Origin of the sequence: Streptomyces sp. NPDC089919, assembly GCF_040684615.1 — a bacterium.
In the GTDB taxonomy this organism is placed as follows: Bacteria; Actinomycetota; Actinomycetes; order Streptomycetales; family Streptomycetaceae; genus Streptomyces.
In genome coordinates, this window is record NZ_JBFBGK010000003.1 from 31,634 (window position 1) to 46,478 (window position 14,845).

Below are 14,845 nucleotides of genomic sequence, written 5' to 3' on the forward strand. Positions count from 1 at the left end.
CGCGATGCCAGAGGTCATGACCACCGACTCGGACGTCATACCCACCGAGTACTTCACCACCCCCGGGCCCGACCCGCACCCGCGCACCGCCGAACTGCGGTCGCAGTGCCCGGTGCACCGCATCAACGTCCCGCCCGGCGCCCAGGCGTACGCGGTGCTCTCGAACAAGGTCGTCGAGGAGGCCCTGGGCGACGCGCGGCTCTCCAAGCAGGTCGAGAACCTTCCCGAGGAGTTCCGGGAGAAGGTCGTCGACAACAGCCTGCTGGTGGCCGGCAACCTCGGCTTCGCCGACGGGCCCCGGCACACCCGGCTCAAGGAGCCGATCCGCCGGGCCTTCCTGCCCGGCACGGTTGCCCGGCTCGCGCCGCGCATCCAGGAGATCGTCGACGACCTCATCGACGGCTTCCCGGACTCCGGCGAGGTCGACCTGCTGACCGAGTTCGCGCTGCCGCTGCCGCTCACCGTCATCTGCGAGTACCTGGGCATCCCGGTCGAGGACCGGCCGCTGTTCCTGCGGTGGAGCCACGTCCTGAGCCAGGGCCCGTGCACCGGGGACGGTGAACTCAAGGCGGCCGGCGAGGAGTTCTCGGCGTACTTCACCGCGCTGGCGGCCGAGCGCCGCAAGGACCTGCGGGACGACCTCCTCAGCATGATCATCCGGGCCCGGGACGAGGGCTCGTACAGCGACCAGGAGCTGCTGTCCACGCTCCTCCTGCTGATCATCGCCGGGCACAAGACGGTGGCCAACATGATCGGCAACGGCACCTCGCTGCTGCTGCGCCACCCCGAGCAACTGGCCCTGCTCCGCCAGGACCCGGCCACGATCCCCACCGCGATCGAGGAGATCCTGCGCATCGAGGGGTCGGCCGGCTGGGCCTCGCTGCGCACCGCCGCCGAGGACATGCACCTGGCCGGGGTGGACATCCCCAAGGGCAGCTTCGTCCACCTCTCGCTCAACGCCGCGGGCCACGACCCGGACGTGTACGAGGACCCGGACCGCTTCGACGTCACCCGCTCGCCCAACCGCCACCTGGCCTTCGGGCACGGCGCGCACTTCTGCATCGGTGCCCCGCTGGCCCGGCTCCAGGGGCAGATCGCCTTCTCGACCCTGCTGCGCCGGCTGCCCGGGCTGGCGCTCGCGGTGCCCGAGGACGAGATCGAGTGGGTCAGCGACAGCTCGCTCAGCCGGGGCCTGGTCGCCCTGCCCGTCCGCGTCGGCCGGAGGCTGCCCCGATGAGCGGCGGCAAGGGCCCGGCCGTCGCGGTGGTCGGGGCCGGCGCGGTGGGCGGATACTTCGGCGGCCGGCTCGCCGCCGCCGGCCACGACGTCCGCTTCCTGGCCCGGGGCGCCGGGCTCGAGGCCCTGCGCACGGACGGGCTGCACGTCGCCGACGGCGCCGGCGGCTGGTCGGTGCCCGCGGTGCGGGCCTCGGACGACCCGGGGGAGCTCGGACCGGTCGACCACGTCCTGCTCTGCGTCAAGACCTCGCAGCTGGCCGCGGCCCTCGACGGGATCGGCCCGCTGATCGGCCCGGCCACGGCCGTGGTCACCGTGCAGAACGGCGTGGAGGCCCCCGAGCAGGTGGCCGCCGCCCTCGGCCGCGACCGGGTGCTCCCGGGCCTGGTCCGGGTGGTCGCGGCGACGGAGGGACCCGGCCGGATCCGGCACGTGGGTCCGCCCGGCGCGCTGGCCTTCGCGGAGTGGGACAGCGGTACCAGCGAGCGGGTCGAGCGGCTGCGCGCGGCCCTGCGGGACGCCGGGGTCGGCGTGCCCGAGCCCACCGACGTCCGGGCCGAGCTGTGGGGGAAGTTCCTGCTGGTGGCACCCATCGGCAGCGTGGGCGCGGCCACCGGCGCCACCATCGGCGAGCTCCGCTCCCGCCCCGGCACCCGGAACCTGCTGATCGCCGGGATGCGGGAGGTGTACGAGACCGCGCTGAAGCTCGGGATCGGCCTGCCCGCGGACGCCGTGGAGCGGGCGGTGGAGCTGATGGACCGGCAGGCGCCCGACGCCACCTCCTCCCTGCAACGCGACGTGCTCGCGGGCCGGCCCTCCGAACTGGACGCCTGGACCGGCGCCGTGGTGCGGCTGGCCGGCCGGGCCGGGCTGGCCGCCCCCGTCCACGAGACGCTGCTCGCCCTGCTCGCCCTGCACCAGGAGAAGGCCGCCCGATGACGCACACGACCTACGCCGAACGCGGCACGCTGGCGGACCTGACGGCCTACCGGGCCGAGGAGTCGGCGCGGGCCGGCTCCGGCCCGCGCGCCGCCCACGACCTGTCCAGCAACGAACTGGCCCTGCCGCCGCTGCCGTCCGTGCTCGCCGGCGTCCAGAGCGAACTGCCGCGGCTGGGCCGCTACCCCGACCCGACCGCCCGGGAGCTCACCGAAGCGGTGGCCGGACACCTGCGGGTGGCCCCGGACCAGGTGGCCGTCGGCCCGGGCAGCGCGGGCGTCCTCCAGCAGATCCTGCTCGCCCTGTGCGGCCCCGGCGACGAGGTCGTCTACGCCTGGCCGGGCTTCGACGCCTACCCGCTGCTGGTCGCCGTCGCCGGCGCCACCAGCGTGACCGTGCCGCTGACCGGCTCCGGCCACCACGACCTCGACGCGCTCGCCGCGCGGGTGACCGGCCGCACCAAGGTCGTCATCCTCTGCTCCCCGCACAACCCCACCGGCACCGTCATCGAGCGGGAGCGGCTGCACGCCTTCCTACGCTCCCTGCCGGAGCACGTGGTCACCGTCCTCGACGAGGCCTACGTGGAGTTCGAGCGCTGCGGCGATCCGCCGGGGCTGCCGGACGTGCTCCGCCCGGCGGGGCGGACCGTGGTGCTGCGGACCTTCTCCAAGGCCTACGGCCTGGCGGGGCTGCGGGTGGGCTATGCCGCCGGACCCCGCGAGGTCATGGCCACCGTACGCAAGACGGCGATCCCCTTCGGGGTGACCCGGCTGGCGGAGCACGCCGCGATCCTCTCGCTGGGCAACGGCGCCGAACTGCGGGGCCGGCTCGCGTCCGTGGCCGCCGCCCGGTCCGAACTGGCGCTGCGGCTACGGGAGCTGGGACTGCCCGTGCTGCCCTCGCAGGCCAACTTCCTGTGGCTGCCGATCCCCTCGCACGCCGCGTCCTTCGGTCGGGCCGCCGCCGCGGCCGGGGTGCGGGTACGGGCCGTCCAGGGGCAGGGCGTACGCGTCTCGGTGGGCGCCCCGGAGGCCCACGACATGCTCCTGGCAGCGCTCGGGCAGTGGGCGCGTGGAATGCGGTTCTGAAATTCCCGGACCGCCGCTGGACCGCTGGTCGATTCTTCTCCCGGGGCCTTCCCGGCATCTTCCGGACTGGCTTGATCCGAGTAATCTCGGGGCAGTTTATCGGCCACGTCACCACGTAAGCGAGAGCAATTCTAGGGTAGGCATCCTGTGAGAATCCTGATGATTGCCATGCCATGGCAAGGACTCGACACTCCCTCCAGCGCGCTCGGAATCCTGGGGCCCTGCGTCACCAGACAGGCCGCCGGCTGGCAGGTCGACGAACTGTACGCCAACCTCCGCTGGGCGGAATGGCTGATGCGCGAGACCGACGGCGCGATCACGCCCCAGGTGTACGGCGACACGGCGGATCAGGTATTCCACGGAGTGGGTGACTGGGTCTTCACCTCCGCGCTGTACGACATCGACGGGTACCAGGCCGAGGAATACGCCCGGTTCCTCACGGACCGGGACGTGGACCCGACGCTTCCGGTGGAAATGCAGAAACACGCCCCGGGATTCATCCGGGCCCTCGCGGCCGAAATAGCCGCCGATCCGCCGGACGTGGTCGGGTTCACCACCACCTTCATGCAGAACGTGCCCTCGCTGGCGCTCGCCAAGGAGCTGAAGAAGCTCGTCCCGGGCATCCGCACGGTCATCGGCGGCAGCAACTGCGACGGCGCCCAGGGTCCCGCGCTGCACCGGAACTTCCCGCAGCTGGACTTCGTGGTCAGCGGCGAGGGCGAGCGGGCCCTGCCCGCCCTCCTCAACCGCCTGCGCAAGGGCGGCAGTCCGGCCGACGTACCGGGGCTGAGCTGGCGGGACGCGGACGGGCGGACCGTGGTCAACGAGCCGGCCAAGGGGGCGCTGCCGTTCGCCGCGGTGCCCGCGCCCGACTACGACAACTTCTTCGCCCAGCTGGCGAAGTCCCCGATCCGCCACCACGTCCGCCCGATGGCGGTGCTGGAGACCTCCCGCGGCTGTTGGTGGGGCGAGGCGCACCAGTGCACCTTCTGCGGCCTGAACGGGTCGAACATCGACTTCCGCAGCAAGGCGCCCGGCCGCATCGCCCAGGAGGTCAACGACATCGCGCAGAAGTACCAGGTCCTCGACCTGGTCATGGTCGACAACATCCTCGACATGAAGTACCTGAACACCGCGATGCCGGAAATCGCCGCCCTGGACTGCGACCTCCGGATCCACTACGAGATCAAGTCCAACATGACCAAGGCGCAGCTGGGCAAACTGAAGGAGGCGAACGTCCTCTACGTACAGCCCGGCATCGAGAGCCTGAGCAGTCACGTCCTCAAGCTCATGGACAAGGGCGTCAGCGGCGCGCACAACGTCCGCATGCTGCGCGACGGCCAGGACCTCGGTCTGAACGTCACCTGGAACATCCTGTACGGATTCCCGGGGGAGACCGCGGAGGACTACCGGGGCATGCTCGGGAAGTTCGCCGCGCTGGAACACCTGCAACCGCCGACCGGCGCCTGGCGCATCGCGCTGGAGCGGTTCAGCCCGCATTTCGAGGACCCCACCCAGGGGTTCATGTTCCGCCGGCCGTCGGAGATCTACGACTACATCTACCAGGTGCCGCGGAACGAGCTGTACGACCTCGTCTTCTTCTTCGACACCAGCGTCCAGGGGATTTCCGGGGCCGTCGAGGACGAGCTGAAGCAGGCGGCCGAGGAATGGGCCAGGGCGTACCCGAAGAGCCTGCTGTCCTACTGGACCGACGAGCGCGGCCGGGTGGTGATCGAGGACCGCCGGGCCAGTTGGCCCGAGGAGGACATCGTGCTCGACGAGGTGCGCAGCAACGTGTACCTCGGGATGTTCCAGTGCGCCGCCCGCGAGGGCATCCGGCGCCGGCTGGCGGCCGAGGGGCACGTGGTCGGGGAGGCGGAACTCGAGGAGATCCTGCGGTACTTCGTCGACCGGGGGCTGGCCTTCGAGGACGACGGCCGGTACGTGAGCGTGGCACTCGAAGTGGACCCGTACCGCCGCAAGCTGGTCGGCGGCAAGGAGGTGGCGGCATGGGCGTGAGCGCGCTGATGGACATCGCGGAGCTGCGGGAGCGGGGCACGGCGCAGGCGCCCGCCCCGGCCGGCGGCCGACCGGGGTCCACGACCCTGACCCTGGGCGCCGAGTGGGAGGCCCTGCCCGCGCCGGCCGAACTGGCGGCCCTGCTGGGCCGGGTGCCGGTCGCCGGGGTCCGGCTGGCCCGGACCGTCGACCTCTCGGCGCTCCCGGACGAGGTGATCGTGCGGGTGGTGGCGCTGCTGCGGGAGTGCGCCTCGATCGGTGCCCGGGTGAGCTGGGCGCTGACCCTGGGCGCGGACCGGCTGGGTCTGGTCGGCCGGCTCGACCACCTGCCGGCCCCGGAGCGCGTCACCGTGCAGCAGCCGTGCCGGGCGCCGGCCGCCGGCTGGCGGTCGGCCGACAGCTTCGGGCTGCTCTACTTCCGGCGGGGTCCGGGCTTCCTGTCGGTGGTCGACCAGCGGCCCGAGTCCGCCGGCGAGACGATCCTGGCCGACCCGACCGTGATCGAGGTCTTCCTCCAGGGCCTCGCGGGCCCTGCCTGGACCGAGCTGACCGCGGACCCGGAGCGGGCCGCCGCGGCCCGGGGGCTGGTGGAGTCGGGGCTGCTCCTGCGGGTCGGCGGCCACGCCGTGACCCTGCCCGTGCACATGCGCGAGTGGCCGCTGGGCGCGGCCCTGCTGGGCGGCACCCTGGCCGCGGCCGGCAAGAAGAAGGACGAGGCGGGGGAGTAGCGGGACGGACCGTACCGCCGCGCAGGTCGTCGACGTGCGCGGCGGTACGCACCGCCCTGCCGGGGACCGTCCGGAGCGGGGCGGGGACCGGTGGTGCGGGAACCGCGGGCCGGGTCAGGCGCGGCCGGTCAGGTACCCGCCCATGGAGGTGAAGTACTCGGCGGCGCCGAGCTCGCGGCCGTCCTCGGTGCGGACCCGGGTGATGGCCAGGCCGTGGTTGCGGCCGGTCCGGGCGTCGGCGCCGGCGACGATCACCACGCCCTCGCCCTCGCGGTAGAAGATGCGGCCGGGGGTGCCCCCGTAGACGCCTTCGGAGACGACCGCGGCCAGCACCTCCAGGCGCTTGCCCTTGTGGAAGGTGAAGGCGGCCGGGTACGGCGCGGACTGGGCGCGCACCAGGCGCTCCAGGACCTCGGCGGGCCATTCCCAGTTGATCCGGATGTCCTCCTCGGCCCGCTTGTGGAAGAAGCTGGCCTGCGAGCGGTCCTGCCGGGTGAACTCGGTCTCGCCGGCGGCGATCCGGTCCAGGGCGCCGATGGTGACCGGGGCGATGAGGTCGACCGTCTTGTGGAAGAGGTCGGTCGCGGTGTCCGCGGGGCCCACCGGGACCGCGCGCTGGTCCACGATGTCGCCCGCGTCCAGGACCTCGTCCATCATGTGCGCCGTGACGCCCACCTCGGACTCGCCGTTGATGAGGGCCCAGATGAGCGGGGAGAAGCCGGCGTACTTGGGCAGCAGGGAGTCGTGGACGTTCAGGGTGCCGTGGCGCGGCAGGGTGTAGATGCGCGGCGGTATCCAGGTGCGCCAGTTGTTGGCGACGATGATGTCCGGGTCGGCCTCCTTGAGCCGCTGGAACAGTTCCTCGTCGTCGGGGCGGTTGCGGATGACGACCGGGACGCCGTGCTCCTCGGCGAGGTCGGCTACGGAATCGCTCCAGATCTTCTCGTAGGCGTGCTCGCTCTTGGGGTGCGTCACGACCATCACGACCTCGTGCGAGGACTCCAGCAGCGCCTTGAGGGTGCGGTGGCCCCAGGTCTGATAACCGAACATGACGACCCGCATCGGGGTTCCTCCTCAGAAGAGCGAATGAGCAGGATCAAGTAAAGCAAGCCTTACCTAACGATGCAACGACCCCGATTCCGGGCTCAATTGACCGACGGTGTGGCGATATGTCTGCTTTGCCTGGTCGACAGCCTGGCTGGATCAGGTTAGCTTTACCTAAGTTCCACTCGGCCTGCCGGTCACCGGCGTGCCTGGACTCCCCCTTTTCCCCACCCCGACAGGACGCCTGGCTGGCGGCTGTCCCCGCACGAATGGGAGTGACATGTCTCAGGCTCTTCCTGGCGACGCACCACTGATCCACGACCTGATCGGTATCGGCTTCGGCCCGTCGAACGTCGCCATGGCGATCGCGCTCACCGAGCACAATGCGCGCGTCGGAAGGCACGAGGCCGTGACGGCCCACTTCTTCGAGCAGCAGCCCAGCTTCGGGTGGCACCGCGGCATGCTCATCGACGACGCGACGATGCAGGTGTCCTTCCTGAAGGACCTGGTGACGCTCCGGAACCCGTCCAGCGAGTACAGCTTCCTGCGGTACCTGCAGAGCAAGGACCGCCTGATCGACTTCGTCAACCACAAGAACCTCTTCCCGCTCCGGGTCGAGTTCCACGACTACTTCGAGTGGGCCGCGGCCAAGGTCGACGACATGGTCTCGTACGGCCACCAGGTCGTCTCCGTCGAGCCCGTCCTCCGCGACGGCGTGGTGGAATACCTCGACGTGACCTCGCGCTCCGGCGACGAGGTGGTCGTCCACCGCGCCCGCAACCTCGTCATCGGCACCGGCCTGCGCGCCGTCATGCCGGAGGGCGTCGAGCGCACCGACCGGGTCTGGCACAACTCCGACCTGCTCGCGAAGGTGGACGGGCTCGACGGCTCCGAGCCCCGGCGCTTCATCGTGGTGGGCGCCGGTCAGAGCGCCGCCGAGAACGTCGCCTACCTGCACCGCCGCTTCCCCCAGGCCGAGATCTGCGCGGTCTTCTCCCGCTACGGCTACAGCCCGGCGGACGACAGCAGCTTCGCCAACCGCATCTTCGACCCCCAGGCCGTGGACGAGTACTTCACCGCGCCGGAGGACATCAAGCGGCGGCTGATGGGCTACCACGGCAACACCAACTACTCCGTGGTGGACATCGACCTCATCGACGACCTGTACCGCCAGGCGTACCAGGAGAAGGTGCTCGGCAACGAGCGGCTGCGGTTCATCAACATCTCGCGCCTGACCGGGGTCTCGGAGACGCCCGACGGGGTCCGCGCCACCGTCACCTCCCTCGTCACCGGCGAGGAGAGCGTGCTGGACGCCGACGTCGTCGTGTGCGCCACCGGCTACCTGCAGGCCGACGGCCTCGGCCTGCTCGGCGAGGTGGCGCGCCAGTGCCACCGCGACGACCAGGGCCGGGTCCGGGTCGAGCGCGACTACCGCGTGACCACCGACCCCGAACTGCACTGCGGCATCTACCTCCAGGGCGGTACCGAGCACACCCACGGCATCACCTCCTCCCTGCTCTCCAACACCGCCATACGCGTCGGCGAGATCCTCGACTCGATCCTCGACCGCACCGCCAGGGCCGCGGCCGACGAGGCCCGTCCGGTGGCCGGCCACGTGAGCCAGGCGTAGCACGACGGCGACAGGAGCACGACCGGGCCCGCCGCGCATCCGATGCGCGGCGGGTGCGGTCGTGCTCGCGGCACTTCACAGAGAGGGACCTCCGTGCCCCGCGGACCGGACCGCCCGGCGGCCCGTCCGACGGCGCAGTGCTCCGGCACGGCACGGTGTCAGCGAGGGATAGCGTAGGCCGACATGGGCACGACGACAGTGGAACGCCCGCCGCTCACCAGGGTCCTGGTGGCCCGGCGGCGGCGGATAGTGGGGTTGGCCGCCGTGACGGCGGTCCTGGTGGTGGCCGCGATGGCCTCCCTCGCCGTCGGCGCGCGGGCGTTGAGCCCCGCCGAGGTGTGGCACGGCCTGGTCGCGGGCCCGGAGCCGGACCAGCGGCTCACCGACATCCGGCTCATCGTGCAGACCGTCCGGGTGCCCCGGACGGTGCTCGCGATCGTCGCCGGCATCGCCCTGGGCGTCGGCGGCGCACTGATCCAGGGGTTCACGCGCAACCCCATCGCGGACACCGGCCTGCTCGGCGTGAACACGGGCGCCTCCTTCGCCGTGGTGACGGCGATCTCCCTGTTCGGGCTCACCAGCCCCTACCAGTACGTCTGGTTCGCCTTCCTGGGCGCCGCGACGGCGGGGGTCGTCGTCTTCGGGCTCTCCAGCATCGGCCGCGGCGCCGGGAACCCGCTCACCCTCGCGCTCGCCGGCCAGGGCGTCACCGTGTTCCTCGCGGCGATGACGACGGCGGTCGCGCTGTCGGACAAGGCGGCCCTCAACGCCCTGCGGTTCTGGAACGCCGGCTCGGTGGCCGGGGTGGGCTTCCGCATCATCTGGCCGGTGACCTTCTTCGTCGGCGCGGGGCTGCTGCTGGCGGTGGCCACCCTGCCCTCCCTCAACCTCCTCAACCTCGGCGACGACGTGGCCCGCGGACTGGGCGTCAACATCGCGCTGGTCCGGACCGCGGGCATCATCGCCATCACGCTGCTGGCCGGAGCGGCCACGGCGGCCTGCGGGTCCATCGCCTTCCTGGGCCTGATGGTCGCGCACGTGGCCCGGTACCTCGCCGGCCCCGACTACCGGTGGCTGGTGCCGTACGCGGGCCTGCTCGGCGCCGTCGTCCTCCTGGTCTGCGACATCGTGGGGCGCGTCGTGGTGCGCCCGGGTGAGCTCGACGCGGGCATCCTCGTCGCTCTCCTGGGCGCCCCCTTCTTCGCGGTCATGGTGTGGCGGGGAAAGTTCAAGAGCGCATGAACGAGACAGCGGTGAAGCCGCAGATGACGCCCGGCGTCCGGGTCGGCGGCGTGTCGTTCGTATGGCGGCCCAGGATGGTGGCGGTCACGCTGCTGCTGGCGGCCGCCGTCTTCCTGGTCTTCTGCCTGTCGATCGCGGTGGGGGACTTCCCGCTCAGCCTGCGGCAGGTGGTCGCCACGCTGTTCGGCCGGGGCGAGCAGGTCGACGAGTTCGTGATCATGGACCTGCGGATGCCCCGGGCCGCCGCCGGCCTGGTGGTGGGGGTGGCGCTCGGGGTCTCCGGGGCGCTCACGCAGTCCATCGCCCGCAATCCGCTGGCCAGTCCGGACATCCTGGGCATCACCGGCGGCGCCAGCGCGGTCGCCGTGCTGCTGGTGACGGCGTCCGGAGGGGCGGCCGCCGCGGTGATCAGCTCGGTGGGCCTGTCCGCCGCGGCGCTCGCCGGCGGCCTGGGCACCGGCCTGCTGGTCTACTTCCTGGCCTGGCGGCGCGGGGTCGACGGCTTCCGGCTCATCCTGATCGGCATCTCGGTGAGCGCGGTGATGGAGTCGGTCACGACCTGGCTCCTGGTCAGCGCCGACATCAGGGACGTGGCGCGGGCCCAGGCGTGGCTGGTCGGCTCCCTGGACGACCGGTCGTGGGACGAGGTCAGGATCGCGCTGTGGGGGACCGTCGCCCTGGTGGCGGTGGTGGCCTGCATCGCCTTCCAGTTCAAGCCGCTGCACTTCGGCGACGACGTGGCCGCGGGTCTGGGGGTGCGGTACGCGCGGGTGCGCGCCGTCCTGCTGCTGTGCGCCGTGCTGTTGGCGGGGATGGCGGTCAGCGCCGCCGGGCCGGTCCCCTTCGTCGCGATGGTGGCGCCCCAGGTGGCGATGCGTCTGACGAAGTCGCCGACGCCCCCGATGACCGCCTCCGCCGCGGTGGGGGCCCTGCTGCTGCTGGGTTCGGACCTGGTGGCGCGGACGGCCCTGCCCGTGACGCTTCCGGTCGGCGTCGTCACCGCCGCCATCGGCGGCCCCTTCCTCATCTACCTCCTGGTGCGGGCGAACCGCCGGTAGGTGGTAGAAAGGTTAGGCAAGCCTAAATAAAGGGGGAGCCGTGGCCGCTCAGTTCATCGCCGAGACCGACAGCGAGACCCGTACGGAAGCGGGTGCCGTGCCGCGCCTGGCGGCCCGGGGGGTCAGTGTCGGGTACGGCGAACGGACCGTCATCGACGCCTTGGACGTGACGATCCCCGAGGGGGTCGTGACCACGATCATCGGCCCGAACGGCTGCGGCAAGTCCACCCTCCTGCGGACCCTTTCGCGGCTGCTCAAGCCGACGAAGGGGTCCGTCGTGCTGGACGGCGAGGACATCGCCCGGCTCAGGACCCGGGACGTGGCCAAGAAGCTCGGCCTGCTGCCCCAGTCCCCGGTCGCGCCGGAGGGGCTGACGGTGGCCGACCTGGTCGCCCGGGGCCGGCACCCGCACCAGAGCTGGCTGCGCCAGTGGTCCTCGGACGACGCCTCCGTCGTGGCGCGGGCGCTGGCCATGACCGGTGTCGAGGACCTGGCCGACCGCCCCGTCGACGAGCTCTCGGGCGGTCAGCGTCAACGCGTGTGGATTTCCATGACCCTGGCTCAGGGGACCGGTCTGCTGCTGCTCGACGAGCCCACCACCTACCTGGACCTGGCGCACGCCGTCGACGTCCTGGACCTGGTCGACGACCTGCACGAGGCGGGGCGCACGGTGGTCATGGTGCTGCACGACCTCAACCTGGCCGCGCGCTACAGCGACAACCTGATCGTGATGAAGGCGGGTTCGGTCCTGGCGCAGGGCCACCCGCGGGACGTGGTGACGGCCGAACTGCTGGAAGAGGCCTTCGGGTTGCGCGCGATGGTGATCGACGATCCGGTGGGGGACCGGCCGCTGATCGTGCCGATCGGCCGGACGCACGTCCACAGTGCGGGCGGGTGAGCCGGAGACCTCAACTTAGGCTAGGCTTACCTCATTACCCCGCGCTAAGGTTTGCCTGCCCTTACATGGGGTCGCATCAGAACGCACGAAAGCAAGGGAACCCCGGATGCTCCTCGACCGAACGACACGTACCAAGCCCTGGCACCGGCTGGCGGCGACCGTGTCCGCCGCAGCCATCGGCGTAAGCCTCCTCGCGGGCTGCGGCACCGAGAAGTCGGACAAGGACGAGAAGGAGACGGGCGCGGTCGCCCCCGCAGCGTCGGGCGTCTTCCCGGTCACCGTGGAGCACGCCTTCGGGTCCACGACCGTCAAGTCCGCGCCCAAGCGGGTCGTGACCGTCGGCTACACCGACGACCAGTCCGTCCTCGCCTTCGGCATCAAGCCGGTCGGCATGGTCGACCAGTACCCCAACCCGGCGGGCAAGTCCCCCGACATCAACACCCAGTGGCCCTGGGTGAAGGACAAGTGGGGCTCCGCCAAGCCCACCGTCATCATGAACAACGGTGACTCCGGCCCCAATTACGAGAAGATCGCGGCCCTGCGGCCGGACCTGATCATCGCGGTGTACTCCGAGGTCGACAAGGCCGCCTACGACAAGCTGTCGAAGATCGCGCCCGTGGTCGGCCGCACCAAGGCCGAGAAGGAGCCGTTCAGCGCCCCCTGGCAGGACAACGCCCTCCAGATCGCCAAGGCGCTCGGCAAGGCCGACGAGGGTCAGAAGATGATCCAGGGCGTCAACGACAAGCTGGCCGCGGTCAAGAAGGCGCACCCCGAGTTCGCCCAGCAGACCGCCGTCGCCCTGTCCTGGTACAAGGACGCGGTCAACCCCTTCACCACGACGGACGTGCGCGGTCAGGTCCTGACCGGCATGGGCTTCAAGGGCCAGACCGAGATCGACAAGATCGCGAAGGGCGGCTTCTCCACCGCGCTGTCCCCGGAGCGCATGGACCTCATCGACGTCGACCGCGTCTTCGTCATCAACGACAAGGCCGACACGGACGCGCTGAAGAACTTCGACCTCTTCAAGAACCTCAAGGTCACGAAGAACAACAAGGTCTCGTACGTGCTCGACAGCGAGGGCCCGGCGGCCGGCGCGGCCATCTCCCAGGCCACCCTGCTCTCCATGCCGTACGCCATCGACGAGCTCGTCAAGTCGATCGGCTAGGTGTGAGCACCACGGAAACGCGCGTCGCCCCGGCCACCCTGCACACGACGACCGGACGTGAGGCAGCCCGATGGGTCGCGGCACACTGCCGCGAGATGCCCTGGCTGACCACGGCCACCGTCCTCAGCACGGTGGTCGGGGCGGCGCTGCAGATGCTCCCGGTCCTCCTCGTCGGCCGGGTGGTCGACGGGGTGGCCGACGGCGGTCCGCTCTCGGACCTGGTCCCGATCGGGGCCGTGATGGTGGCCGCCGCGCTCCTGGGCGCGGCGGCCACCGCCTTGTCGACCTACCTGATCGGCCGGCTCGGCGCCGACCTGCTCGCGCAGTTGCGCGAGGGCGCCGTGCGGGCCGTACTGGGCATGCCCAGCGCCCGGGTGGAGCAGGTCGGCCGCGGTGACGTGCTCTCCCGGGTCGGCGACGACGTCGCCGTCCTGTCCAAGGGCATCCGGTCCGCCATCCCCACCGTCTTCTCCGCGGGCGTGCTGGTGGCGATCGCCACCATCGGGATGTTCGGGCTGGACTGGCGGCTCGGCCTGGCGGGCGCCTGTGCGCTGCCCGCCTACGGGCTGGCCCTGCGCTGGTACCTGCCCCGGTCGGCCCCCCTGTACCAGCAGCGCGCGGTGGCCCAGGCCGACCGCGCGCAGGCGCTGATCAGCGGTCTGAACGGCATCGACACGGTACGCGCCTACCGGCTGGAGGCGGACTTCCGCGAGAAGGTCTCCGCCGACTCGCAGCGGGTGCGGGACATCGGCATCGACGTCTTCCGCCTCTTCGGCCGCTTCGTCGGACGCGAGAACCGGGCGGAGTTCATCGGCCTGGTGCTGATCCTCGTGGTGGGATACGTCCTGCTGGAGACCGGTTCGGCCTCCCTCGGCGACGTCTCGGCGGCGCCCCTGGTCTTCCACCGGCTCTTCACCCCGCTGGGCGCCATCATGTTCACCTTCGACGAGGCCCAGAAGTCCGGCGCGAGCCTGACCCGGCTGGTCGGGGTGCTCTCGGAGTCCGCGGGCGAGCGGCTGGTCGGCGACCGGAGCGTGGTCCGGCCGGACGCGAAGGCCCAGCCGGTGACGGTGGAGGGACTGACGTTCTCCTATCCGGGCGCCGACGAACCGGTCCTGCGGGACGTCAGCCTGACGATCCCGGCCGGCGGTTCGCTGGCCCTCGTGGGGGCGACGGGTGCGGGCAAATCGACCCTGGCGGCCCTCATCGCCGGCATCGGGTCCCCGCAGTCCGGCTCGGTGCGGATCGGGTCGGCGGACCTCGCCGACCTCGACGAGGCCGGGGCGCGGGCGCTGGTGAGCATCCTGACGCAGGAGACGCACGTGTTCTCCGGGCCGCTCGCCGAGGACCTGCGGCTGGCGGCGCCGGAGGCGTCCGACGGGCAACTGATGGACGCGCTGCGCGTGGTGGGCGCCGACGGCTGGGTCGAGGCGCTGCCCGACGGGCTGTACACCGCGGTGGGCGAGGGCGGCGACCGCCTGGAGGGGACCAAGGTCGCCTCCATCGCGCTGGCGCGGCTGGTGCTCGGCAGTGCGCCCGTGGTGGTGCTCGACGAGTCGACCGCGGAGGCCGGCAGCGAGGGTGCCGCCGAGCTGGAGCGCGCGGTGCTGGCCGCCTGTGCCGGCCGGACGACCTTGTTCGTGGCGCACCGGCTGACCCAGGCGGTGGCCGCGGACCGGATCGCGGTGCTCGACGCCGGGCGGGTCGTCGAGCAGGGCACGCACGAGGAGTTGGTGGCGCTCGGTGGCCGTTACGCGAGGCTCTGGCGGGCCTGGCGAGACGGTAGTTAGGTAGCCCT

12 protein-coding genes are annotated in these 14,845 nt (G+C 71.7%); 11 read left to right on the forward strand and 1 reads right to left on the reverse strand.

Translation table 11 applies throughout. The features are described 5' to 3' along the window. Positions 1-4 precede the first annotated feature (4 nt). The 5 genes from AB0O40_RS02110 to AB0O40_RS02130 all read left to right on the forward strand — a co-directional run bounded on the left by AB0O40_RS02110 (position 5) and on the right by AB0O40_RS02130 (position 6,010). A complete protein-coding gene (locus AB0O40_RS02110; protein ID WP_365034903.1) occupies positions 5-1,237 on the forward strand; it encodes a cytochrome P450 in 1,233 nt (410 codons plus the stop codon). Next, positions 1,234-2,175, forward strand: coding sequence for a 2-dehydropantoate 2-reductase (locus AB0O40_RS02115; protein ID WP_365034671.1), 942 nt, complete (start codon positions 1,234-1,236; stop codon positions 2,173-2,175). Before AB0O40_RS02110 ends, AB0O40_RS02115 begins: the two co-directional genes overlap by 4 nt. After that, positions 2,172-3,263: a histidinol-phosphate transaminase gene (locus AB0O40_RS02120; RefSeq protein ID WP_365034672.1), complete on the forward strand. Its 1,092-nt coding sequence runs from the start codon at positions 2,172-2,174 to the stop codon at positions 3,261-3,263. Before AB0O40_RS02115 ends, AB0O40_RS02120 begins: the two co-directional genes overlap by 4 nt. A 159-nt stretch (positions 3,264-3,422) precedes the next feature. Further along, positions 3,423-5,282 carry a RiPP maturation radical SAM C-methyltransferase gene (locus AB0O40_RS02125; RefSeq protein ID WP_365034674.1) on the forward strand — a complete coding sequence of 620 codons (1,860 nt, stop codon included), beginning with the start codon at positions 3,423-3,425 and terminating at the stop codon, positions 5,280-5,282. Continuing rightward, a complete protein-coding gene (locus AB0O40_RS02130) occupies positions 5,273-6,010 on the forward strand; it encodes a DUF5825 family protein (protein WP_365034676.1) in 738 nt (245 codons plus the stop codon). Before AB0O40_RS02125 ends, AB0O40_RS02130 begins: the two co-directional genes overlap by 10 nt. 114 nt (positions 6,011-6,124) lie before the next feature. On the opposite strand, the gene AB0O40_RS02135 is transcribed toward AB0O40_RS02130, so the two are convergent. Beyond that, on the reverse strand, positions 6,125-7,072 hold the full coding sequence (locus tag AB0O40_RS02135) for a methionyl-tRNA formyltransferase (protein WP_365034678.1): 948 nt from the start codon (positions 7,070-7,072) through the stop codon (positions 6,125-6,127). A 262-nt stretch (positions 7,073-7,334) separates the two neighbouring features. Here AB0O40_RS02135 and AB0O40_RS02140 point away from each other — a divergent pair, with 262 nt between their 5' ends. The 6 genes from AB0O40_RS02140 to AB0O40_RS02165 all read left to right on the forward strand — a co-directional run bounded on the left by AB0O40_RS02140 (position 7,335) and on the right by AB0O40_RS02165 (position 14,837). Beyond that, complete coding sequence (locus AB0O40_RS02140; protein WP_365034680.1) at positions 7,335-8,684, forward strand: SidA/IucD/PvdA family monooxygenase; 1,350 nt, start codon at positions 7,335-7,337, stop codon at positions 8,682-8,684. A 183-nt stretch (positions 8,685-8,867) separates the two neighbouring features. After that, complete coding sequence (locus AB0O40_RS02145) at positions 8,868-9,926, forward strand: iron ABC transporter permease (protein WP_365034682.1); 1,059 nt, start codon at positions 8,868-8,870, stop codon at positions 9,924-9,926. Then, positions 9,923-10,984, forward strand: coding sequence for an iron chelate uptake ABC transporter family permease subunit (locus AB0O40_RS02150; protein WP_365034684.1), 1,062 nt, complete (start codon positions 9,923-9,925; stop codon positions 10,982-10,984). Before AB0O40_RS02145 ends, AB0O40_RS02150 begins: the two co-directional genes overlap by 4 nt. Positions 10,985-11,024: 40 nt before the next feature. Further along, a complete protein-coding gene (locus AB0O40_RS02155) occupies positions 11,025-11,882 on the forward strand; it encodes an ABC transporter ATP-binding protein (RefSeq protein ID WP_365034685.1) in 858 nt (285 codons plus the stop codon). Positions 11,883-11,988: 106 nt separating this feature from the next. Continuing rightward, positions 11,989-13,047: an iron-siderophore ABC transporter substrate-binding protein gene (locus AB0O40_RS02160; RefSeq protein WP_365034687.1), complete on the forward strand. Its 1,059-nt coding sequence runs from the start codon at positions 11,989-11,991 to the stop codon at positions 13,045-13,047. A 2-nt stretch (positions 13,048-13,049) separates the two neighbouring features. Further along, positions 13,050-14,837 carry an ABC transporter ATP-binding protein gene (locus AB0O40_RS02165; RefSeq protein ID WP_365034689.1) on the forward strand — a complete coding sequence of 596 codons (1,788 nt, stop codon included), beginning with the start codon at positions 13,050-13,052 and terminating at the stop codon, positions 14,835-14,837. The last annotated feature ends 8 nt before the right edge of the window (positions 14,838-14,845 follow it).